This window comes from Bacillus sp. RAR_M1_44 (assembly GCF_020165935.1).
In the GTDB taxonomy this organism is placed as follows: domain Bacteria; phylum Bacillota; class Bacilli; order Bacillales; family Bacillaceae; genus Bacillus; species Bacillus altitudinis.
In genome coordinates this window covers 1,784,229-1,807,194 of record NZ_JAIUKX010000001.1, presented here as the reverse complement: position 1 = coordinate 1,807,194, position 22,966 = coordinate 1,784,229, and the positions used below count along the sequence as shown (strand labels likewise).

Here is a 22,966-nt window from a genome sequence, read left to right as displayed (position 1 = left end):
TCCATGACCCATCCCCAAAATCTGAAACTTCGTGAAAAAATGATCATTTGCCTTCATTCTGACATAAACAATTTTCAGTTTTTGTCGATATATCTTTTGTATTACTAAAGTCCTAATAAAAAATTATTTATAACTGTAAAATATTTCAAAAAAGTATGGAAGAATGAAAGGAGTTATTGAAGATGTTTATGAGAAAAGCAAGTGATTCATCGTCGGGGGCCCTTCTTAGTGAAAGTAGTCAATTAGTTGAACGAATTGAGAAGGGAGATTTTTCAGCCAGAATTGATACTGCTGCATTCTCTTCTAGTCAAACAATAGAAGCAGTGGCTCAAATAAATGAAGCGTTGCAAAAGATGCAAGAAGCGCAAGAAGATATTCATATGCGTATGAATTTAGTGACAAAAGCGATTAAAGTGGGTCTATGGGATATGACGGTTGTAGCAGGAGATCCTGTGAATCCAAAAAACGAATTCACATGGACAGATGATTTCCGCAGAATGCTAGGTTTTCAAAATGAAAACGATTTTCCTAATGTCTTAGACAGCTGGGCATCTCGAATTCATCCAGATGAGCAGGAATACACCTTGAATGCATTCTCTACGCATTTATTGGATCATTCTGGCCGTACACCGTATGATATCGAGTATCGTCTGAAGTTGAAAAATGGCGAGTATCGCTGGTTCAAAGCAACTGGAACGACGATTCGAGATCGAAATGGGGTACCTCTTCGTGTGGCAGGGGCTCTTTTTGATATTCATGATCAGAAATTGAAAGAAGAAGAGCTGCAAGCATTCGTGACAAGATATGACTTGATCAACCGTGCGCTTGTGGAAGCGCCTTGGGATATGGTTGTAGAGGCTGGCGATTCTGTCAATCCAAACAATGAATTCTGGTGGTCTCCGCAGTTTAGAAAAACGCTTGGTTTTACAGATGAAAAAGATTTCCCGAACGTATTGAGCAGCTGGAGTGATCGTTTGCATCCTGAAGATAAAGAGTCGGCTCTCCAAGCCTTTGCGGATCACTTAAATGACCATTCTGGGCGCACACCATTTGACATTGATTATAGATTGCAGAGTAAAAATGGCGAGTATCGCTGGTATCATGCGGGCGGTGAAACCATTCGTGATGAGAAGGGTGTCCCTTTACGTGTCGCAGGAACGATTCGTGATATTACGTTAGAAAAAAATAAAGAAAAAACAGCCAATGAAATGGCTTCCCAAGTAGAGCAGCTTTCAAGTTCTATTAGTGAAATGGTATCTGGCATCAGTTCTGTGACAAACCAAGCACAAGAGCTTGCTGTCGCCCAAGAGCAGTCAACGTCTGCTGCTAATTTGGCGAAAAACAGTGCAGATGAGACGAAGAACATTTCAGACTTAATCAAAGAAGTGGCAAACCAAACGAATCTGCTTGGTTTGAATGCCGCAATTGAAGCAGCAAGAGCAGGCGAGCAGGGCCGCGGTTTCTCAGTCGTTGCCGATGAAGTACGTAAGCTAGCGCTTCATAGTGCCAATGCGACAGAAAATATCGAATCTAGTTTAACTGAAATGAAAACACAAATCGATCAAATTCTTGAAAATATCTCCAATATGACAGCTCTTACGCAAACACAGGCTGCTTTAACAGAGCAAGTGAACGCTTCAGTTGATGAAGTGAATCATATGTCTCAGCGTCTGGTGGCATATTCAAAGAGTATCTAATGTCACAAAAAACCGCCTTTTCATCAGAAGGCGGTTTTTTTATTTAAGCATGATCCGCTGGGAAAACAATATCGGCGTCTTTCCTAGCGGCTTCAAGAACCTTCATGACAGAAAGACTGTCATCAAGCCATTCATAACACTTTTCGTCATTTCCGGTTTCAATGATATGCTGAAATGCTTCCGCTTCATAAAACAGGCGGTTTGAATTGGTTTGTGCATTGAGTGAAGTGACTTGGTCTCCTATATGCAGCAACACTTCCTCACAGCCATTCGCACCATTTTTCACATGCAGGAACCCTTTTTCCCCTTGAATCAAAGCGAAATTCATACTGCTTGTATCTTTGCTGCCAACACTTGTGGCGATGAAATCATTGTAAGTAAAAGTTAAAACACCAGATGTGTCGATGCCGTTTGGATGGCGGTTGGCCTGGTAACGAACGTCTTTCGGTGAACCAAATAGATTCATAATGAAATGAACATTGTAAATGTTAATATCCATGAGGGCACCGCCAGAAAACTCTGGGTTAAAGACATTCGGCGTTTCCCCGGCGAGCAGTTGATTATATTTACTTGAATATTGACTATAGTTGCATTGAACGAGTTTGATTCTGCCTAATTGATGAAGGTGTTTTTTGATTAAATGATAGTTGGGCATATGAACGGTTGTAATGGCTTCAAATAGGAAGAGCTGCTTTTCCTTTGCGAGAGCGATTAAGGCTTCTAGCTCTTTCACATTAGAGGTAAAAGGCTTTTCGCAAATCACATGTTTTCCGTGTTTCAAAGCAGCCGTGGCATGCTCGCTATGTAAACGATTGGGTGATGCGATATATACCGCTTCTATGTGGGGATCTTCTAACATAGCGGTTAAATCCGTATAAGTCGTTTGCACCCCAAATTGATCTGCGAGTTTCTTTGCCGTGGCTTCCTTTCTTGAATAGACAGCGTGGCAAGAAGCACCTTCAAGCTGTTCAATTGCCTGGAGGAAACCTTCCACAATCACACCTGTTCCAATGGTTGCTATTCTCATTCTATTCATAACCCCTTCCATACGATTGATGTCACGTCAAGCTGTCTCTAGTATACCTGATGTTTTCATACAACGTGTACTTAACAGCTAGTCGCAGAGGGGTGCCAGTAAAAAATACCGGCACATCTTTGGCAGCCCTTACAATTAACTAATGTTAGCTAATGTTTGTTTTGTTAACAATTGAATGGCCGCCTTCCTCTTTTTTAACTCTTGAATGGATTTTTGAATATCTTCTACTTTTTGTTCGAGCAGCTGTTCCGCTTCTGTTTTCGACTGTTTCTCGAATAGTGACGTGATAATTTCTCGAATTTCTTTGAGTGAGAAATCTAGCTTTCTTGCTTCAGTGATAAAGGATAGCATGAGTACATATTTTTTATCATATAAACGATAGCCGTTATGTGCTCTCTTAGGCTCGGGGAGCACACCCTCATTTTCATAAAAACGAATGGTTTCAATATGTACACCAGACATTTTTGACAATTTTCCTCTCGTAAATGTAATCATTCCCTGCACCTCCTTTCTTTGCTATCCATCATACAATTAGATTTGCTAGTTTCAAAATATTCTCCGATGAACATTTGTTCCTTTTCATACTGTTAAAATGACAGGTCTGTCCTATTCACAGCGGATTTCATAGAATAGGTTATAATAGATGAGGATGAAGTGATTTTTTGTTACAGATATGAACAAGTAGACAGTGTGAGAAAAAAACGATAGGCTGAAATAGGTACATAGTATGATGAACAGCATGTGATCATGTAGATGATCACTCAAAATAGTGACAGCACGTTTTGCTGAGAAAAGGGGAGCAGTGAATGTATAAATTAGTCGCAATTGATATGGATGGTACGTTATTAAATGATCAGCATATGGTGCCGGATGAGGTGTTTGAAGCCATTCAACAGGCGAAGGCAGAAGGCGTTAAAATTGTTTTATGTACAGGCCGGCCGATTGGCGGGGTGCATCGCTATTTAAAAGAGCTGCAGCTTGATCAAGAGGGGGATTATGTCATCGCCTATAATGGAGCGCTTGTACAAAACAGCCATACAAATGAAGTCGTATCAGAATTAACTTTATCCTATGATGATTTGACTTCTTTATATGAACTGAGCCGTCAGCTGGATACACCTATGCATTATTTCGATTCGGCTCATCTATACACACCAAATCGGGATATTAGTGAATACACGGTACTTGAATCGTATTTAACGAAATTGCCGCTTAAGTATTTACCTGTCGAAGAGGCAGACCCATCCATGAGACTTCCGAAGATGATGTATATTGATCAGCCGGAACGTTTGGAAAAGACGATACAAGCCATTCCATCTGAAGTGAAGGATCAGTACATGATGGTAAAAAGCACAGATTTCTTCCTAGAAATTCTCCATCCTGATGTGAGCAAAGGGAATGCCGTGAAGCTTCTAGCGCATGAACTGGGAATTTCTCGTGAAGAAGTGATGGCGATTGGTGACAATGGGAACGACGTGTCGATGCTAGAATTTGCGGGCTGTGGCGTTGCGATGGGAAATGCCATTGAAGATGTCAAAGCAGTTGCGGATGTTGTGACAAAATCCAATAACGAAGCAGGAGTCGCACATATCTTGCATGAGCGAGTCATCGGAAAATAAAGAAAGAGCGGTCTACCAATGAGGTAGCCGCTTTTTTATATGTGTGAGAAAAAGTAAACAAGCATACGTCTGCTGTTCAAATTTGTTTTTTCGAGCATCGCCTTTACATGATCATGCACCGTATGAGGCGAGATAAATAACGTACTGGCAATTTCTTTTGTGGATTGTCCTTTTATTAAGCAGTCAAGGACGTTCATTTCTCTTTCTGTTAGCCGATATGTTTTCGCTATATAAGGAAGGATGTCACTTGTTTGAGCTCGTTTAATATGAATCATGACAGCCTCTTCCTGCCCGGCTGCTTGTGCTAAACGAAATGCTTGAAGAGAGAGAAAACGCCCTGTCGGCATTCTGGTGATGCTGACCGCTGTTTGGTCACCGCCGCCATATAAAAGCTTAGCACCTAATGCTCTAAACGGACGGGGCATGATGGCACCGTCATGAATTTGCTCAAAGGTTTGGAAGGTGTGGAGCCAATGAAGACCGGTTTCATTTCCATAAAGAAGATGGTAATCGTGTGAAAGAATGAGGAAGCCTTGGTGTTCCGCCGTTTCATCTTCTTCCGTTTCTCTTCTTTTAAAAAGTTCATCTCTCAGCTTGGCTGCGAGTGCTGGTGTTTGGCGACTAACCGCTTGTATATCTTGTTCATGAAAAGGTTCCTTCTCCTTTTTCCGATAAAGGCTGGCGATTCCCCAGCATTCACCTTGAATCACAAGGGCTGCCCGCAATTCATCTGCCCATCCGTTAGGCAACAAAATGTGCTGGTATCGACCACTATTGATGTATTCTCCGCTTTGGACGAGACTGGCAGCGTGGACAGGACCTTTCGCTAGATCTTCATGCTGGTGCACATCTTTTTTTAAATATTCATTTTGAAACAGCTCGTTATGTATGGCTTCAATCGGTTCATCTGTAAAAGAACCCGTCGAGAGGAGAGTAGCTGGATCAATGGTTGTGATACAGGCAGCATCAAAATCACAGATAGCAGCAAGTTCATCTCGAATGCTTTTTCTCAGCTGCTGAAAATGAGCGGCTGGATTGTTCATTTGATCTCCTCCTCAATATCCCCACTTTTAGGGATCGTTTTTTCTCATCTATCTTCTTACAATGAAGATAACATACCGTTAGTGTAAAGGGAACGAAGCAAAGCGGAAACTGGAGGAGAAGACATATGAGTGTAAATCAACATTGGCATGATCCTGTTGCTGAATCCTATGCAGCGACAATTGCACATAAAGTACCGGGCTATCATCTTTTGCATGAGCTGACAGTGGATAGAGTAGAAATCGAATTAATGGGAGCGGCTTCTCGCATGTTAACAGTCGGAGCAGGTGGGGGCGAAGAGATCATCAACATGCTTCAAAGAAATAAAGACTGGCATATCATAGGGGTTGATCCATCTCCAACCATGCTTGATATGGCCAAGCGCAGAGTGGCACAGCTTCATATGCAAGAACGCGTCACATGGTATGAGATGGCCTTGGACAAAGTGCCGGTTGAAAAGTTGTACGATGCAGCAGTAAGTTTGCTTGTCATTCATTTTGTAAAAGATCAGCTGCCCTTTTTACAGGAGATCGCCCGCCGGCTTCAGCCAGGGGCACCGCTCGTGCTGGCGTTTATTCAAGGAGATCCAGAAACGCCTGCATTTCAGCAGGAGCTTCATACGCTTTCTCTCTTCATGAAGCGTCAAGGCTTGGAAAAGGAAGTGTTTACGTCCTTCCGAGAAAGGCTGGGTGTCACAACATATCCCGTGTCTGAAGAAAAGATGACAGCACAATTAACCGAAGCAGGATTTCAAGACATCAGACCTTATTTTCAAGCTGGCATGATCAAAGGGATTGTTTGTAAAAGAGGCAATAGAAAGGAGGTTGGAAAATGAGGTCAAAAGTGATAGTGATAGGCGGCTATGGACATGTGGGGCAGCAAATATGTCTTCAATTAAGTGACGTGTATCCAGGGCAAGTCTTTGCGGCTGGCCGAAGTTATGAGAAGGCTGAACAATTTTCACGCCAAACGAATGGGCGTGTACGTCCATTTCAGATAGACGTAAGACAACCAGTGGATACGGACTGGATGGATGAAACGAAACTCGTGATCATGTGTCTTGATCAAGATGACACGTCATTTGCTGAAACATGCTTACGGTCAGGTATTGATTATCTCGATATTTCAGCAAAAGGAGCCTATATTGAGAAGCTAGCAAAGGTCCATCAACAGCAATTGAACGCAACGGCTGTGCTGAGCGTAGGTCTTGCACCTGGTCTCACCAATTTGCTTGCAGCGAAGGCGGCATCTATTCTGACCTCTGTGGAGCAAATTGATATTAGTATCATGCTTGGGCTAGGTGACCAGCATGGAAAAGCGGCTATTGAATGGACGCTTGATCATGTGCATACGGATTATGAGCTGACGAAGAATCATCAGCGAAAGAAAGTCAAAAGTTTTACTGGAGGGAAACGCATTGATTTTGGCAAAACGCTTGGAAAGCGGCAAGCCTATCAGTTTCCTTTCTCTGACCAGCAAACATTGCCTTCGACGCTCCATGTGCCTTCTGTGACAACAAGGCTCTGTTTTGATTCTCGCGCGGCGACACGTGCATTTGCTCTCACAAGGAAACTCGGAATGACGTCCCTTCTCACGATGCCGAAAATCAAGGAACGAGCCATTTCACTGATTCAATCTGCTCAAATGGGTACAGATCAATATGCAGTGAAAGTGGAAGCGGTAGGATTGAAGGGTAACGAAATTCATCAAGCAGCGCTTGGAATAAAAGGTCGCGATGAGTCTCAAGCAACGGCTCAAGTCGCCAGTGCTGTGGCACTGCATGTATTGAGCAAGCAGTTTCAGGCAGGTGTCTTTCATATCGAAGAATTATTTTCATTAGCGTATGAGAATGGTGATTTTGCGTTGGTGGATCAAAAAACGAACGAAAAGCACGCATTAGCATTGAGAGCCAGCCCTTTAACGGCATAAAAGAAAACGACAAAAGATACGCATCAGCTCAAAAGTACAGGTCAGTCATGTGGGCGCTTTATTCATGATCCGAAAACAATAGCTTGCTCGCCATGTAAATGGCCGAGAGGTGGAAGAGATTTAATCAAGGATTGTAGTCGGAGTTGATATAATGGTTACATTGGGCAAATAAATCTCAAGTGGGTGTTTACAAGTGTTAGATACAGAACAAGATGTAGTGAAGAATTATATAGATTCACCCCAAAAATTGAAAAATTTATATAGACGAGTATTGTTCGTTGTCAGTCTATCGCAAATATTTGGAGGGGCTGGAATAGCTGCAGGAATTACGGTAGGTGCCATTTTAGCGCAACAAATGCTTGGAACTGAAGCCTATGCAGGAGTCCCAATCGCTTTATTTACTTTGGGGTCAGCTGGGTCAGCTTTCATTGTAGGAAAGCTTTCGCAACGTTATGGACGACGCATCGGTTTATCGACAGGTTTTGTTGCTGGAGGGCTCGGAGCAATTGGCGTTGTGCTGGCAGCTATGATGAATAGTGTCATTTTATTATTTGCATCGCTCTTCATTTACGGAGCAGGAACATCCACGAACTTACAAGCGCGTTATGCTGGGACGGACTTAGCGAATTCTAAACAGCGTGCAACTGCCATTAGTACAACAATGGTCATGACAACATTTGGAGCAGTAGCAGGTCCGAATTTAGTTGAAGTGATGGGTAAATTTGCAGTGTCCATTGGTGTTCCAGCACTTGCCGGTCCTTTTATTTTATCAGCAGTAGCATTTATTGTAGCTGGTCTTGTCCTTTTTATTCTGTTGCGTCCTGATCCATTAGACATTGCCCGAAGAATAGCAACTTACAAAGCAGAACATGGTCATGGAAATAAAGCAGATGCTGCTGATAAAAAAACAGATAAAAAAGGGCTTACAGTAGGTGCCACAGTGATGATTTTAACTCAGATTGTCATGGTGGCACTCATGACCATGACACCGGTGCATATGCAGCATCATGGCCATGGATTAGCCGAAGTGGGCATTGTGATTGGTTTTCATATAGGGGCCATGTATCTTCCTTCACCTATCACGGGTGTACTTGTAGATAAACTAGGACGAACAGCTATGAGCATAGCGTCGGGCATCACATTGTTACTTGCTGGTTTATTAGCAGCATTCGCACCAAGTGATTCAATGATTCTATTAATCATTGCTTTGTCTTTACTTGGATTGGGATGGAACTTTGGTTTAATTAGTGGTACTGCTCAAATAGTGGATTCTACAGATCCATCAACCCGGGCAAAAACCCAAGGAACACTCGATGTTTTTGTTGCGTTAGCAGGTGCTTCTGGCGGTGCCCTTTCAGGAATGGTCGTGGCGAATACGAGTTATGCTACATTATCTTTAAGCGGAGGAATTTTATCGTTAATTCTCATCCCTGTCATCGTTTGGTCTTTTAAAAGTAAAACATAATGCAGCTCCGTGCTCATCCATCACAAAAAAAGACATGCCTCCAATCATTGGAAATCATGTCTTTTTTTGAATCTTCTATCAAAATACACAGAGCAACTGCACACATGTCTTCACAGGATGCTAGCTTTCTTATGATGCTGAGGACACATCTCCTTTTTTCTTGATACTGGCTTTAATGAGCTCAGTCAATGTGTCAGAGCCTTTTGTGGAAAGGTGAACACCATCTGGCTGAAAATAGGATGGCTGTCCGGTAGCGGCTGAATGCCAATCGACTAAGCTCACATTGTGATGTTGATTGGCCACACGCTCAATGACTGCATTCACATCATTTTCCCAAGATCTTGGAACGCGAGTGTTCACAAGAAAAATATGAGCCTTCGAGAAATGTTGAATGAATGAGGTCAAAGTCCCCTCTGTAAAATAACCATTTGTGCCAAGCTCAATAATAACAGCGGCATCAGCCTTGTTAAAAGAAGCATATTGAGGGGCGATGCGGATGGCTTCGTTCATTTGCCTTCCGACCCTTGCGTCAATGGTGATGGGTTCATAGGCCTTTTCTAAATTTGAAGCAATGTCTAACATGACGGAATCACCAATGGCAAGAACTTGGTTAAATTGTTTAGGATCCGCTGCTTTTTTCTCATGTTTGTCTTTCTTTTTCTTCACTTTTGATTCTGTCTGACCGCCTGCCTTTTGGGGCGCTGTCTTAATTTGTGTTACTTCCTTGGCATGTGGGGATGTATGAGACGAGCTAGACATGCCAATGGTAAATAAAATCAAAAGGACTGCGGCAATCCCAAGAAACACTTTGTTGGACATAGACCATTGCTTGATTCCTGTTTTCCAAATCGACCAAGAGGCAAAATAGTGTCTAAACCCGAGTTTACGAATCGGCTGTTCGATCAAACGATAGGAAGCCTCTGATATGAGTAGAATTGCGATGAGCTGCAATGTGACACGTCCTATGGAAGGCTGTCCAATCTCAATGACCGGTGTGGTCAGCACGATAATTGGATAATGCCATAAGTAGATGCCATAAGACCGCTTTCCGAGCCAAACGAGTGGTTGAAAAGACAGCCATTTCCCAATAAGACTGGCAGGATGGCAGACACACGCAATTAAGATCGCTGCATTCAAACAGAATAAAAGCATACCGCCTTGGTAGAGAAAGCCGTCAAATTCGTCGACTGCATAAACACATAAGAGGAAAATGACCATCGAACCGAATCCGGCTATTTGTAACATACGTCTGCCGACAGGAAGTAACTTTCTGCTGGAAAGTCTGTGCATGGGCCAGACAAATGCAAGACTGCACCCGATGAGGAGTGCAAACGCACGTGTGTCTGTTCCATAATAGATCCTGCTTGGGTCAGTATCCGGTGAATAGAGAATGGCCATCCATAACGCAGATACAAGTGCCAGACCAAAGGTGATCATAGGAAGATGGGATCTATTTTTCACCCATTTCAGTCCAGCAATCAACAGTACAGGCCAAATGAGATAAAATTGCTCTTCAATCGCCAAAGACCATAAATTTTTTAGTGGAGATACAGCATTGAAGCTGTCAAAGTAAGAGAGCTGATGAAAAATATACCACCAGTTACTCACATAAAAAAAGGACGATAAGGCATCGCCACGAATGGACATTAATGCATTTGAACCAGCAATGGCGCACCAGCTGACGATTAAAAAAATCATGACGTAGGCAGCTGGAAGCAGCCTTCTGATGCGGCCCATCCAAAAAGGCAGAAGCTCTTGATAGCCCAAATCCTGCTTATGCAGCAAGATGGTTGTAATCAAGTAACCAGAAATCACAAAAAACAAATCAACGCCAAGAAACCCGCCGCTTGCGGGTTCAATATGTAAGTGATAAGCAATGACCGCCAATACGGCAACAGCTCTCAGCCCATCTAATCCTAATATGTAACGTAAACGGTTTTCCTTGCTGTTCATGAAAAAGAATCCCCCATCAATGTCAAACGCGTCTTTTTTGTTGTCACTCCAAAAGAACAACGATTCTTTTATTTTATATAAGATTAGACGAATCAGCATTACATTTTGTTGGCGAATTTCTGTCTTTTTTAAAATTTTTTTATATGAAGAATTATTCTAAGGCTTGAGGGATTCTTATTTTTATACTCAAACCGAAAATCCCTGTCATAATAAAAGAAGAAGGAAAGGGGATGTGTTGAATGAGAACGATTGAAAATGATCTGTTATTGGTTCAAATCAATGAGATAGGTGCCGAGGTGAGAGAGGTGCTTCATAAAGAAAGTGGACGTCAATATATGTGGTCTGGTGACCCTGCTTATTGGGGCAGGGTGTCGCCCGTCTTATTTCCGATTGTCGGACGGTTGAAGGATGATCAATACAAGATAGACGATCAAACGTATCAACTCTCGCAGCATGGATTTTTGCGTGATGTTGATTTTGAACTATTTGAAGAAGCAAAAGATCAGGTGATTTTTCAATATCAATCAAATGGCCGTCACACGTCACAATATCCGTATGAATTTACAGCGCGCATCAGTTATGCACTGTCGGAAAATGGACTAACGATTTCCTGGGAAATTGTTCATGAAGGAGATGGCACGATGTATTTCTCGATTGGTGGGCATCCGGCATTTCATGTCCCGCTTGTTGAAGGCGAGCAGACAGCTGATTATTCACTCACATTGATCCCTTCCACCGAACATGATCCAATTCAATATGAACTTCATGATTCACTTGTGAGAGAGAAGAAGAAAGGTGTTGAGTTTGAGTCGATTCAACTTCGCCCAGAACTTTTTCAGAACGATGCAATGATCTTTAGTCATATTGAGCAAGTATCATTGACTTCTCAAGCAGGTCACGGCGTTGAGGTCGATCTCAGTGGTTTTCCGTTCGTTGGTATTTGGTCTCCATATGATCAAGAAAAGGGAACAATGGCTCCTTTTGTTTGTATTGAGCCTTGGTATGGGATCGCTGATATGGAAGGGACAAACGGGCAGTATAAGGAGAAATTCGGCATTCAAACCTTAGAGAAGCAAGAGACCTTTCACGCAGCTTACACCATTTTCTTTAAATGAACATTTGTGCATGGTGAAGTGAACAATTTGTTATGATAGAGGAAAAAAGGAGGCGTACGAATGGATCGGGACAAACAGCAATTAAGTATTGAAGCAGCAAGGCTCTATTACTTATCTGATTACAGTCAGCAGGAAATCGCCAAGCAGCTTGACCTGTCGAGGCCAACGGTGTCTCGTCTGCTTCAGTATGCGAAGGAAAAAGGGTACGTCCAAATTACAGTGATGGACCCATTTGAGGATTTAAATGAGCTGTCCTTATTGCTGAAAGAAAAATATGATCTGCTCGAGGCTCATGTGGTATTTTCGCCAAAGGACGATTATCCAACGATTACGGATTACTTGAGCCGGTTTGGTGCAGATTATCTTCAAAATACGGTGAAAGACGGCGATATCGTTGGAGTGAGCTGGGGCACCACGATGTATCAAATTGCTCAAAAGATGCAACCTAAACAGGTAAAAGGGGTAGAAGTGGTTCAGCTGAAAGGTGGAATCAGCCATTCACATGTGAATACATATTCTGCGGAAACGATTCAGCTGTTTGCATCAGCTTTTCAAACGGCACCACGCTATTTGCCACTGCCTGTTGTGTTCGATAGTGCCGCCGTTAAAGAGATGGTCGAACAGGACAGACATATTCAGCGCATTATTGAAATGGGCAAACAGGCAAATATCGCTGTGTTTACTGTTGGGACGGTAAGAGATGAGGCGCTTTTGTTTAGACTCGGTTATTTCCGTGAAGAAGAAAAGGCGCTGCTCAAGACATCCAGTGTCGGAGATATCTGTTCGCGTTTTTATGATCAAGAAGGACGCATTTGCAGTGAAGCGATTAATAATCGCACAATCGGTGTGGAGCTGGATGATTTGAGAACAAAAGAGCGCTCCATTCTTGTTGCTGGTGGACATCGAAAGGTTGCCTCTATCCATGGGGCGCTGAGAGGAAAATATGCGAACGTATTGATGATCGATCAGCACACAGCAAGAGCTCTTTTAAATGTCACAAAATAGATGAACAAAATTTCATAACTATATTTACAATTGTTCAATAGTCATTTAAGATGAAAGTATCATATTTAAAAGGAAGTGTGAATCATGACAATAGCAAAGCTCATTGATCATACAGCACTAAAACCAGATACATCTAAAGCTGCGATCATGCAGTTACTAGAAGAAGCAAAGACATATCAATTTGCTTCCGTTTGTGTGAACCCAACTTGGGTATCTCTTGCGGCGAAAGAACTAGAAGGAACAGGCGTTGATGTATGTACAGTCATCGGTTTCCCGTTAGGTGCAAACACAACAGCAGTGAAAGCATTTGAAACAAAGGATGCCATTGAAAACGGTGCAACTGAAGTGGACATGGTCATCAATATTGCGGCATTGAAAGATGGCGAATATGATGCAGTTGAACAAGATATTCGTGCCGTTGTAGACGCAGCAAAAGGCAAAGCCTTAGTGAAAGTCATCATTGAAACTTGTCTACTCACGGATGAAGAGAAAGTACAAGCTTGTGAACTTTCTGTAAAAGCTGGCGCTGATTTCGTCAAAACATCGACTGGATTTAGTACAGGCGGTGCAACAGCTGAGGACATCGCATTAATGCGTAAAACAGTTGGACCTGACATCGGTGTCAAAGCATCAGGCGGCGTGAGAACAAAAGAAGACGTAGAAGCGATGACAGCTGCAGGCGCAACCCGTATTGGTGCCAGTGCAGGCGTTTCCATTATTAAAGGGGATCAATCAGCTCCTTCTAAAGACTATTAATTCATACGATCCTATGGTAGGATAACAATCATGACTCATTAGATGATGAAAAAGTCATATGCGGAAGGGTCTCATTTCTGGGATTTTCTTCCGCAATTTGTTTGCGAAATAGGGTTTGTTCCATACAAGCACATTAATGTAAACGAATTCATTCAAGGAGGAAAAACATGAAATACGTCATTGGTATTATCGGTTTGCTGGTGATTCTCGCCATTGCATGGCTGGCAAGTAACGGGAAAAAGCGAGTGAAATTCCGTCCAGTCATTGTCATGATTGTACTGCAATTTATTTTAGGTTATATTCTGCTCAATACAGGTGTTGGGAACTTCCTAGTCGGGGGCTTTGCAAAAGGATTCCAAATGCTTCTAGGCTATGCTGGTGAAGGGATCAACTTCGTATTTGGCGGTTTAATGAATGATAATGCGTCAACTTTCTTTATCAATGTCTTGCTGCCGATCGTCTTCATTTCTGCCTTGATTGGTATCCTGCAGCATTGGCGTATCCTTCCGCTGATCGTACGCGGAATTGGGTATTTGCTTAGTAAAGTCAATGGAATGGGGAAACTAGAATCTTACAACGCCGTAGCGTCAGCGATTTTAGGTCAATCCGAAGTGTTCATTTCCATTAAGAAGCAGCTTGGATTATTACCTCAACAGCGTCTTTATACATTGTGTGCATCTGCGATGTCGACTGTATCAATGTCCATTGTCGGTGCGTATATGCAAATGATTAAACCGGAGTACGTTGTTACAGCACTTGTGCTGAACCTATTTGGTGGATTTATTATTGCGTCTATCATCAATCCATATGAAGTGTCTAAAGACGAAGACATGCTTGAAGTCGTAGAAGAAGAAAGACAATCTTTCTTCGAAATGCTCGGCGAATACATTATGGATGGTTTCAAAGTAGCCATTGTTGTGGCTGCGATGTTGATTGGATTCGTTGCATTAATTGCGATGATTAATGGTATTTTCACAGCTGCCATCGGTGTTTCTTTCCAAGATGTACTTGGATATGTGTTTGCACCATTTGCTTTCCTTGTTGGTGTACCTTGGAGTGAAGCGGTACAAGCAGGAAGTATTATGGCGACCAAAATGGTATCTAACGAATTTGTAGCGATGCTTGCTCTATCTGGCGACGGTCTTCATTTCACTGCTCGTACAGAAGCGATCATTTCTGTATTCCTTGTGTCATTTGCGAACTTCTCGTCTATCGGTATCATTGCTGGAGCAGTGAAAGGCTTAAATGAAAAACAAGGAAACGTTGTCGCACGCTTTGGATTAAAGCTGTTATTCGGTGCAACACTCGTCAGCTTCTTAACAGCAGGCGTTGTCGGTTTGATTTACTAAACTAAAAAAGGAATGGTGAAAACAATGAGAATGGTAGATATCATTGCGAAAAAACGTGACGGAAAAGAATTATCTTCAGAGGAAATTTCTTTCTTTGTCAAAGGTTATACGGACGGAACAATTCCTGACTACCAAGCAAGTGCCTTGGCGATGGCGATTTTCTTCCAAGATATGACGGATCAAGAACGTGCAGATTTAACACTCGCTATGGCAAACTCAGGGGACACGATTGACCTGTCTGCTATCGAAGGTATTAAAGTAGACAAGCATTCAACAGGCGGTGTAGGCGATACAACAACGCTTGTACTCGCTCCTCTTGTTGCAGCACTTGATGTACCTGTTGCAAAAATGTCTGGGCGTGGTCTTGGACATACGGGTGGAACAGTCGACAAGTTAGAGGCAGTCAAAGGCTTCCACGTTGAAATTACAAAAGACGAGTTCATCGAACTGGTGAATCGTCATAAAGTAGCGGTCATTGGACAATCAGGCAACCTGACACCTGCTGATAAAAAACTGTATGCCCTTCGTGATGTAACAGGAACTGTTAACTCAATCCCGCTCATTGCAAGCTCGATTATGAGTAAGAAAATCGCTGCAGGCGCAGATGCAATCGTATTAGATGTGAAAACAGGTGCAGGTGCTTTCATGAAAACACCTGAAGACTCTGAGAAGCTTGCAAAAGCAATGGTTCGTATCGGAAATAATGTTGGCAGACAAACGATGGCTGTCATCTCAGACATGTCTCAGCCGCTAGGATTAGCGATTGGAAATTCCCTTGAAGTGAAAGAGGCGATTGACACGCTTAAAGGCGAAGGCCCTGAAGACTTAAACGAGCTTGTGCTCACATTAGGAAGTCAAATGGTCGTTCTTGCGAAAAAAGCAGAGACACTTGATGAAGCAAGAGAAAAGCTAATTGAAGTCATGAAAAACGGCAAAGCACTTGAGAAATTCAAGGAATTTTTAGAAAACCAAGGTGGAGACGGCTCGATTGTAGATCAACCGGAAAAATTGCCACAAGCACCTTATCAAATCGAAGTGCCGGCAAAAGAATCAGGTGTGATCGCTGAAATCGTCGCAGACGAAATCGGTGTTGCAGCAATGATTCTTGGAGCAGGACGTGCAACAAAAGAAGACGATATCGACCTATCTGTTGGCATCATGCTCAACAAAAAAGTAGGCGATCGTGTAGAAAAAGGCGAATCTCTCGTGACGCTGCATGCAAATCGTGAAGATGTTGCGAATGTCATGGAGAAAATTTATGACAACATCCGCATTGATGACCATGCCGATGCTCCGACTTTGATTCATACAGTGATTACAGAATAAAGAGAAAAAGACAAAAGTGATGAATCGCTTTTGTCTTTTTTTATGTAAATTTTAGGTAGCGCTTCTTCTAGATATGATAAGTTAGATGAATGGGAGGGGATAAACCATGAGAATGCTCAAACTCATTCTCTTTATTTTTGTAGTCTTGATGATCATTGGATTTATCAGCTACTATGTGGGACCAACAACAACACCAAGTTCTTAAGACGAGCAAAAGCTCGTCCCAGCGTGAAGACAAACCCTCGCATTCGGTGTCAGTCCTGCGCGCTGGTGCTCACGAATGTCAAATTCGTTCCGCTCCATTGCTCGTCCTTCCTAGACTGCAAAGGTTTTCTTTCACGCTGAAAAGAAGACAAAGGGCTAAAATAAGCTACATTTTAGCCCTTTGTCTACGGTCTGAGACGAGCAAAAGCTCGTCTTTTTTGATTGAAATAAAAAATTTCACTTTATGAAACAAACCTCTTGCAATCATGAAACAATGGGTGTATATTAGTTGACGAGTCAATGATTGATATATCAACTAATTGATCTGAATAGAAAAGAGGGGATGGCATTGACTGCATTTTGCTCTGAAGAAGCAGAGGTATTATATCGTTTGCAGTGTGTGAACCGTATGATGGGCGTGAAGTTCGAAGCATGCACGGGCATCAGCCAATCAAGACTAGAGTTGCTATCACTGTTATTTCAAGCAGACGAAATCAGCCAGTCCGATTTGCAGAAAAAAGTAAATATTGATAGTGCGGCTGTGACGCGTCACTTAAAACAGTTAGAAACAAAAGGAATGGTCACGCGCAGAAGAAAGCCAGAAGATAATCGAGTCACGCTTGTTCGTCTGACAGAAGAAGGCAGAACAAGAATCGAAGCTTCTAAAAAAGAAAAAGAACGATTTATCTCAGAAATGCTTGAAAACGTAAGTGACGAAGAACGAAAGCTTCTCACTGATGTGCTCATCCGAATACAACAAAACATCGAAAAGATTCAAACAACCTAAAGGAGTGTTTCAACATGGCTACAACATTAAAAACAAACGATTTTATGGAAATTATGAAAGGACGCCGCTCCATTCGTAACTATGATCCAGCAGTGAAAATTAGCAAAGAAGAAATGACGGAGATTTTAGAAGAGGCAACAACAGCACCATCATCAGTGAATGCTCAGCCTTGGCGCTTCATGGTCATTGACAGCCCAGAAGGAAAAGAAAAGCTTGCACCACTCGCAAAATTCAACCAAACACAAGTAGCTACATCATCAGCTGTCATCGCTGTGTTTGCAGATATGAAAAACAATGAATACTTAGAAGAAATTTATTCAAAAGCAGTAGAAAATGGCTACATGCCGCAGGAAGTAAAAGAAAGACAAATTGCTGCATTAACTGCACATTTTGAAGCTCTTCCAGAGCAAGTGAATCGTGAAACGATCTTAATTGACGGTGGACTTGTGTCAATGCAACTGATGCTTGCTGCTCGTGCGCATGGCTATGATACAAACCCAATTGGCGGATATGACAAAGAAGTCATCGCTGAAACATTCGGCTGGGATAAAGAGCGCTATGTACCAGTTATGCTTCTATCCATTGGGAAAGCGGCTGACGAAGGTTATGCTTCTTACCGTTTACCGATCGATCGCATCACAGAGTGGAAATAATTTTTAAAAAAAGGGAGACGATCATATGATTATTATTCATGCAGGGATGACCATTCATCCAGAGAAAGAAAACGTATTTCTAGAAGAAATCAACGGTTTAATGAAAGCTTCACAGGAAGAAGCAGGCAATGTGTCCTACAAGCTTTTCAAGGATACAGAGAAAGAAAACACCTTTTTAATGGTAGAAGTGTGGAAAGATGAAGCAGCGGTTCAAAGCCATAATGCAAGTGCACATTTCCAAGCTTTCGTCGCAAAGGCAAAAGAATTTTTAGCCGCTCCACTTGATGTTGTTGCATATCAAGGAGAGCAGCTTTCATAGAAAAACAACAAACACCCTAGGCATTTATAGCCTAGGGTTCTTTTATTTTCGACAATTCGTTCCACCTATTTCAATCTCGTATTGTGCATTTTCCACAAAGTTTCTGAAAATAAAATGTTTTTCGACTTAAGTATATTGGAATATGCTAGAATTAGATATTATTTATTACCAAATTAGGGAGGAACCAATATGAAAAAAGGGAAATGGACGAGCATCGCACTAACAGCTGTCCTCAGTTTAGGCACATTGACAGCTTTCAGCACCCCTCTATCTGCCCACACCTCAGAAAAGTCAACATCCTCAGATGGTGGTCATTATTCAGGTATTCCATTCGACGCAAGTGTTGTCAATGAAGACCGCCTCATCAAAGCCTTGAAAAAACAAGGAAAGATCAAAAAGAATGCCAATGAGGCAGAAACCCAAAAAGCATTAAAGAACTACTTAAAGAAAAAAGAAGAAGCAGCGATGAAACAAAGCGCAAGTACCTTAACAGAAGAACCTGAATTCCTAAAAGAATACAAACAAAATGTACATAATAAACTAGCCAAAAAGAAAAAGTTAAAGAAGCATAAAGGAAAAGAAGGCAATCAAGTAAAGCCGGTGAAAAAGGAAAAATATAAAGGCGACGTCCGTAATGATAAAGTTTTGGTCTTATTAGTAGATTTTAAAGATTATAAGCATAATAGTATTAAAAAAGAAGAGACTGATATGTACTATGACAAGTACGATCAGCAGCATTACCAAGATATGCTTTTCGGAAAAAATGGCTACATCGGTCCAGATGGTAAAAGAAAAGTATCTATGAAGCAGTATTATGAAAAGCAGTCCGGTGGAAGCTACACGATTAGTGGAACAGTAGCTGGATGGTATACAGCCAAGCATGAAGCAGCATATTATGGCGGGAACGTACCAGACGAATCAGGCAGTGACGGCAGACCGCGCGAATTGGTGAAAGAAGCCCTCGAAGCAGCGGCAAAGGATCCAAACATTGACCTTGGTGAATATGATCAATGGGACCGCTATGATATGGATGGGGACGGTGTTTATAATGAGCCGGACGGTATCATTGACCACCTCATGGTTGTACACGCTGGCGTAGGTGAAGAAGCTGGCGGCGGACAGCTTGGCTCTGACGCGATTTGGTCGCATCGCTGGTCACTTGGTGATGTATTTGAGATTCCAAACACTGAATCAGAAGTGGGTCAAGGCGGAAAGTTAGGCGCTCTAGATTATACGATTGAGCCTGAAGATGGCGCAGCAGGCGTGTTCACACATGAATTTGGACATGATCTTGGTCTGCCTGATGAATACGATACACAATACACAGGCAGAGGAGAGCCCGTTTCTTATTGGTCTATCATGTCAAGCGGAAGCTGGGCAGGTAAAGTACCTGGTACGGAACCAACAGGTTTTAGTCCATATGCAAAAGAAATGCTTCAAAACTTGCATGGCGGCAACTGGCTTTCTGGAAAAACCATTGATGGTAAGACATTAACAAAAAGCAAAACAGTTTTAATCGATGAAGCAGCAACAAAAGGAACCAACCATGATGCGGTTCGAGTCGATTTGCCAGATAAAGAGATTGTGGTCACTCAGCCTGCACAAGGGCAATATTCATACTTCAGCGGAACAGGTGACAATTTGAATGCTACCATGACGACATCAGGGATTGATTTGTCGAAGGGAAGCAAAGCCGAGCTTACGTTTAAAGCATGGTACGATATCGAAGAAGATTATGACTATGCGTATGTAGAAGTTCGTGAAACTGGGACAGACAAATGGACAACCATTGCTGGTAATATTACGAATGATCGAAATGAGGCAGGAGCGAATGAAGGCAATGGCATCGATGGAAAATCAGATGGCTGGGTAGATGCATCCTTTGATCTTTCTGCTTATGCAGGGAAGAAGATCGATCTGCAATTCCGCTATACAACCGATGCAGGATATTCACTGCCAGGTTTATTTGTAGATGATCTAAAGATTACAGTAGATGGATCAAAAGTGTGGTCAGATGATGCCGAGGGAACGTCCACGTTCACTTTTAATGGATTCTCTCAATCTAATGGAAAACAATATGCCGCTCAGTATTATTTACTAGAATGGCGCTCTTATGCTGATGTCGATAAAGGCTTAAAGCATATCAAACGAGGAGCAAGTCTGATGAGCTATAATAACGGTTTGGTCGTGTGGTACGTCGATCAATCGTACAGTGATAACTGGGTTGGAAAACATCCAGGGAACGGCTTCCTTGGAGTCGTAGATGCAGATCAACAAGTGTTGAAATGGAGTGACGGCTCTATTGCAGCGACAGGTTTCCAAGTACATGATGCAGCATTCTCTTTGAATCCAAGCACCAAGCTGAATATTGATTATACAGCGACAACAGGCTTAACCTTAGAGGATCGCTATATCCGCCCAACGCGTACATTTAGTGATAAAAAGAACTATGTGAATCCAAATAACCCGGATGCAGGACGTGATGTGCCAACATACGGCCTATCCTTTAAAGTCGTCGGACAAAGTAAGGACCGTTCTGTTGGAAAGGTATTAATTTCTAAAAGCAACTAAACAAAAAGCCGGATTCTATCCATGAATCCGGCTTTTTGATACGTTAAGACATGGATTTTTAGCGTATGACTCGTCTTTGATCGAATGTTTGTTCTTTTTTATTTTGATATCCGAATGAAACCATTATATAATAGAGATTGGAAGGTTTTTCTTTCATTCAATGTTCTTTTTAGTTGTTAAAAAACCAAGAAAGGATGAGCGTTACCAATGAGTTGTGTCACTGCCAAGCAATTAAAGGTGATTCGAGGGACGATGCAGACTTTTTGCAGCCATTTAGAGTATGATGGCCACGGTAAGCTTCATATTAATACCATCATGGCTTTTATTAAAAAGGAATTTGGTGTAAGAAAAATGAAAGACATTCCACAAAGTCGTTTTCATGAGGCGTTAGAGCTAATCCAAGACTTTGATTTATACACGGACAAAATACAAATACGAGACCGTCTATCAGAAAGGAATTCACTAAATTGAATATTTTAGCAATGATTTTAGTAGGAATTGTCGCTTTAGAGCACATTGTCATCATGTTACTAGAAATGTTTTTTATGGAATCAAAAATGGCGAAAAGATCTTTCAATCTGCCTGAACACTTACAAAAGGATCCAAATGTGAAAGTGATGTTTGCTAATCAAGGGCTATACAATGGCTTTCTAGCTGCTGGACTCATTTGGGGGCTCATTCTTGGTTCGAATACCGTAGGATATATGATTCAGCTATTTTTCGTTCTTTGTGTGTTCATCGCAGCAGTATTTGGCGGTGTGACGTCTAATAAATCGATTATCATCAAACAAGGGTTACCAGCTTTTCTTGCATTAATTGCACTTATCCTGGCTATATAATCCTATCAGCGTGATAGAAAACCTTTGCAGTTTAGGAAGGACGAGCATCGGAGCGAATTTGACATTGGTGAGCACCGAAGCGCAGGACTGACACCGAATGCGAGGGTTTGTCTACACAGTAAAGCCGCCCCAGAGGGCGGCTTTTATCTTTTACGCATTCCCATCAAACGAATAATGGACGTAAGACAAAGGGCAACAGCGACAGCCAATATGATTTTTCCATACATGACGCCCGTAAGATTCATTAAAAAGACAGCCAATATGATACAGAGCGTGATGATAATCATCACAATCGAATAGGTTTTCATCTCTTTTTCCACTCCTTTTAAATTCCCTCTAGCGCAAGAGGTCTGTCAATTGTTTCTCATATTATATCATTTCATCACAATTTTACATGAAATTCCCTGTCAATAGAATGTGACAGAATGATTAGATTTGAAGTGAGGCTATATTTTTTAAAAAATCGGGTATAACATAAAGAGTTGTATCCAAGTCTGATTGCTTGATATTTAATTGTGCAAAATATAAAATAGCCACATGATAAATAGAAAGGATGATAAAGTTGAGCAAGAACGTTTTATTAGTATCAACAAGCAGCTCAGAAATGAACGGACACCCAACAGGCTTATGGCTAGAAGAATTGGCCGAGCCATTTCATATTTTTAAAGAAAATGGACTCAACGTGCAAATTGTTTCAATAAAAGGTGGAACAGTACCGATCGATAAAAATTCAATTCCTGAAGGAGTTCCAGCACAATATCAAGATGTGTATGAATTACTTCAAGACACAAAGGCACTGACAGATGTAAACCCAGCTGAGTATGATGGCATTTTCTTTGCTGGAGGACATGGCCCAATGATCGACTTTGCATCCAATCAATTGGTTGCCGATGCGATCTTAGCGATTTCAGACAAAAATGGAGCCGTTGGGGCAGTTTGCCATGGCGTTTCTGCCTTTGTTGATGTGAAGGATCGTGATGGAAAATCATTTATCGACGGCAAGAAAATAACAGGATTCACAAATGAGGAAGAGGATGCTGTTCAGCTGACATCTAAAGTTCCATTTTTATTGGAAACAAAACTTCGCGAGCAAGGGGCAGCATTTGAAAAAGGCGATGCATTTGCGCCATTCGCTGTTGTAGATGGACAAATCATTACTGGACAAAATCCAGGATCAAGTGCAGAAACAGCACGCTTATTTGTCAAAACCATTGCATAAATCATCAAAAAAACCAGTCGTGACTCATACGGCTGGTTTTTTGTTATAAAAATTTCCTAAAAAAGTCCAAAACAAGTATTAGA

General features: G+C 41.9%; 21 protein-coding genes and 1 pseudogene. 17 read left to right on the top strand and 5 right to left on the bottom strand.

Annotated features, from left to right (window positions below; translation table 11 throughout):
* The first annotated feature begins 182 nt into the window (after positions 1-182).
* Positions 183-1,697 carry a PAS domain-containing methyl-accepting chemotaxis protein gene (locus LCD34_RS09620; RefSeq protein ID WP_060781575.1) on the top strand — a complete coding sequence of 505 codons (1,515 nt, stop codon included), beginning with the start codon at positions 183-185 and terminating at the stop codon, positions 1,695-1,697.
* A gap of 43 nt (positions 1,698-1,740) precedes the next feature.
* Here the strand turns inward: LCD34_RS09620 and LCD34_RS09615 are convergent, their stop codons facing one another.
* Together LCD34_RS09615 and LCD34_RS09610 are read right to left on the bottom strand one after the other, a co-directional pair.
* Positions 1,741-2,724: a Gfo/Idh/MocA family protein gene (locus tag LCD34_RS09615; protein WP_181891615.1), complete on the bottom strand. Its 984-nt coding sequence runs from the start codon at positions 2,722-2,724 to the stop codon at positions 1,741-1,743.
* Positions 2,725-2,868: 144 nt separating this feature from the next.
* On the bottom strand, positions 2,869-3,228 hold the full coding sequence (locus tag LCD34_RS09610) for a MerR family transcriptional regulator (RefSeq protein ID WP_007498034.1): 360 nt from the start codon (positions 3,226-3,228) through the stop codon (positions 2,869-2,871).
* Between the two features lie 311 nt (positions 3,229-3,539).
* Between LCD34_RS09610 and yidA the strand changes: the two genes are divergently transcribed.
* Positions 3,540-4,352, top strand: coding sequence for a sugar-phosphatase (gene yidA, locus LCD34_RS09605; protein WP_007498032.1), 813 nt, complete (start codon positions 3,540-3,542; stop codon positions 4,350-4,352).
* A gap of 35 nt (positions 4,353-4,387) precedes the next feature.
* Here yidA and LCD34_RS09600 read toward each other — a convergent pair whose 3' ends face one another.
* Complete coding sequence (locus LCD34_RS09600; RefSeq protein WP_099496958.1) at positions 4,388-5,395, bottom strand: helix-turn-helix transcriptional regulator; 1,008 nt, start codon at positions 5,393-5,395, stop codon at positions 4,388-4,390.
* 125 nt (positions 5,396-5,520) lie between these two features.
* Here LCD34_RS09600 and LCD34_RS09595 point away from each other — a divergent pair, with 125 nt between their 5' ends.
* From LCD34_RS09595 to LCD34_RS09585, 3 genes are all read left to right on the top strand, one after another.
* Positions 5,521-6,228 carry a class I SAM-dependent methyltransferase gene (locus LCD34_RS09595; RefSeq protein ID WP_224558845.1) on the top strand — a complete coding sequence of 236 codons (708 nt, stop codon included), beginning with the start codon at positions 5,521-5,523 and terminating at the stop codon, positions 6,226-6,228.
* Positions 6,225-7,322 (top strand): saccharopine dehydrogenase family protein, encoded by a 1,098-nt coding sequence (locus LCD34_RS09590; RefSeq protein ID WP_224558844.1) that lies wholly within the window; start codon positions 6,225-6,227, stop codon positions 7,320-7,322. The genes LCD34_RS09595 and LCD34_RS09590 overlap by 4 nt, the downstream gene beginning before the upstream one ends.
* A 193-nt stretch (positions 7,323-7,515) precedes the next feature.
* Positions 7,516-8,787, top strand: coding sequence for an MFS transporter (locus LCD34_RS09585; protein WP_046526804.1), 1,272 nt, complete (start codon positions 7,516-7,518; stop codon positions 8,785-8,787).
* Positions 8,788-8,916: 129 nt separating this feature from the next.
* Here the strand turns inward: LCD34_RS09585 and LCD34_RS09580 are convergent, their stop codons facing one another.
* Positions 8,917-10,740: an acyltransferase family protein gene (locus LCD34_RS09580; protein ID WP_017358628.1), complete on the bottom strand. Its 1,824-nt coding sequence runs from the start codon at positions 10,738-10,740 to the stop codon at positions 8,917-8,919.
* A gap of 239 nt (positions 10,741-10,979) precedes the next feature.
* On the opposite strand from LCD34_RS09580, the gene LCD34_RS09575 reads away from it, so the two are divergent.
* From LCD34_RS09575 to LCD34_RS09525, 11 genes are all read left to right on the top strand, one after another.
* Positions 10,980-11,855, top strand: coding sequence for an aldose 1-epimerase family protein (locus tag LCD34_RS09575; protein ID WP_224558843.1), 876 nt, complete (start codon positions 10,980-10,982; stop codon positions 11,853-11,855).
* Between the two features lie 60 nt (positions 11,856-11,915).
* Positions 11,916-12,860, top strand: coding sequence for a sugar-binding transcriptional regulator (locus tag LCD34_RS09570; protein ID WP_048002487.1), 945 nt, complete (start codon positions 11,916-11,918; stop codon positions 12,858-12,860).
* Positions 12,861-12,944: 84 nt separating this feature from the next.
* Positions 12,945-13,616, top strand: a complete 672-nt coding sequence (deoC, locus tag LCD34_RS09565) for a deoxyribose-phosphate aldolase (RefSeq protein WP_017358631.1) — start codon at positions 12,945-12,947, stop codon at positions 13,614-13,616.
* A 167-nt stretch (positions 13,617-13,783) separates the two neighbouring features.
* A complete protein-coding gene (locus tag LCD34_RS09560; protein ID WP_017358632.1) occupies positions 13,784-14,965 on the top strand; it encodes a NupC/NupG family nucleoside CNT transporter in 1,182 nt (393 codons plus the stop codon).
* Between the two features lie 24 nt (positions 14,966-14,989).
* On the top strand, positions 14,990-16,291 hold the full coding sequence (locus tag LCD34_RS09555) for a pyrimidine-nucleoside phosphorylase (RefSeq protein ID WP_017358633.1): 1,302 nt from the start codon (positions 14,990-14,992) through the stop codon (positions 16,289-16,291).
* 547 nt (positions 16,292-16,838) lie between these two features.
* Positions 16,839-17,282, top strand: a complete 444-nt coding sequence (locus tag LCD34_RS09550; protein ID WP_008345718.1) for a MarR family transcriptional regulator — start codon at positions 16,839-16,841, stop codon at positions 17,280-17,282.
* Between the two features lie 14 nt (positions 17,283-17,296).
* Positions 17,297-17,935 (top strand): nitroreductase family protein, encoded by a 639-nt coding sequence (locus LCD34_RS09545; RefSeq protein ID WP_008345716.1) that lies wholly within the window; start codon positions 17,297-17,299, stop codon positions 17,933-17,935.
* Positions 17,936-17,960: 25 nt separating this feature from the next.
* The gene (locus LCD34_RS09540; RefSeq protein WP_008345714.1) at positions 17,961-18,254 is read left to right on the top strand and encodes a putative quinol monooxygenase; all 294 of its coding nucleotides are present in this window, start codon (positions 17,961-17,963) and stop codon (positions 18,252-18,254) included.
* Between the two features lie 189 nt (positions 18,255-18,443).
* Positions 18,444-20,825 (top strand): immune inhibitor A domain-containing protein, encoded by a 2,382-nt coding sequence (locus LCD34_RS09535; protein WP_050826756.1) that lies wholly within the window; start codon positions 18,444-18,446, stop codon positions 20,823-20,825.
* Between the two features lie 207 nt (positions 20,826-21,032).
* On the top strand, positions 21,033-21,296 hold the full coding sequence (locus LCD34_RS09530; RefSeq protein WP_008345710.1) for an ORF6C domain-containing protein: 264 nt from the start codon (positions 21,033-21,035) through the stop codon (positions 21,294-21,296).
* Positions 21,293-21,664: a DUF1304 domain-containing protein gene (locus tag LCD34_RS09525; RefSeq protein ID WP_007498006.1), complete on the top strand. Its 372-nt coding sequence runs from the start codon at positions 21,293-21,295 to the stop codon at positions 21,662-21,664. Before LCD34_RS09530 ends, LCD34_RS09525 begins: the two co-directional genes overlap by 4 nt.
* A gap of 143 nt (positions 21,665-21,807) precedes the next feature.
* Here the strand turns inward: LCD34_RS09525 and LCD34_RS09520 are convergent.
* Positions 21,808-21,999: pseudogene (locus tag LCD34_RS09520) on the bottom strand (hypothetical protein); the annotation flags it as partial.
* A gap of 227 nt (positions 22,000-22,226) precedes the next feature.
* On the opposite strand from LCD34_RS09520, the gene LCD34_RS09515 reads away from it, so the two are divergent.
* A complete protein-coding gene (locus LCD34_RS09515; RefSeq protein ID WP_017358640.1) occupies positions 22,227-22,883 on the top strand; it encodes a type 1 glutamine amidotransferase domain-containing protein in 657 nt (218 codons plus the stop codon).
* Positions 22,884-22,966: the final 83 nt, after the last annotated feature.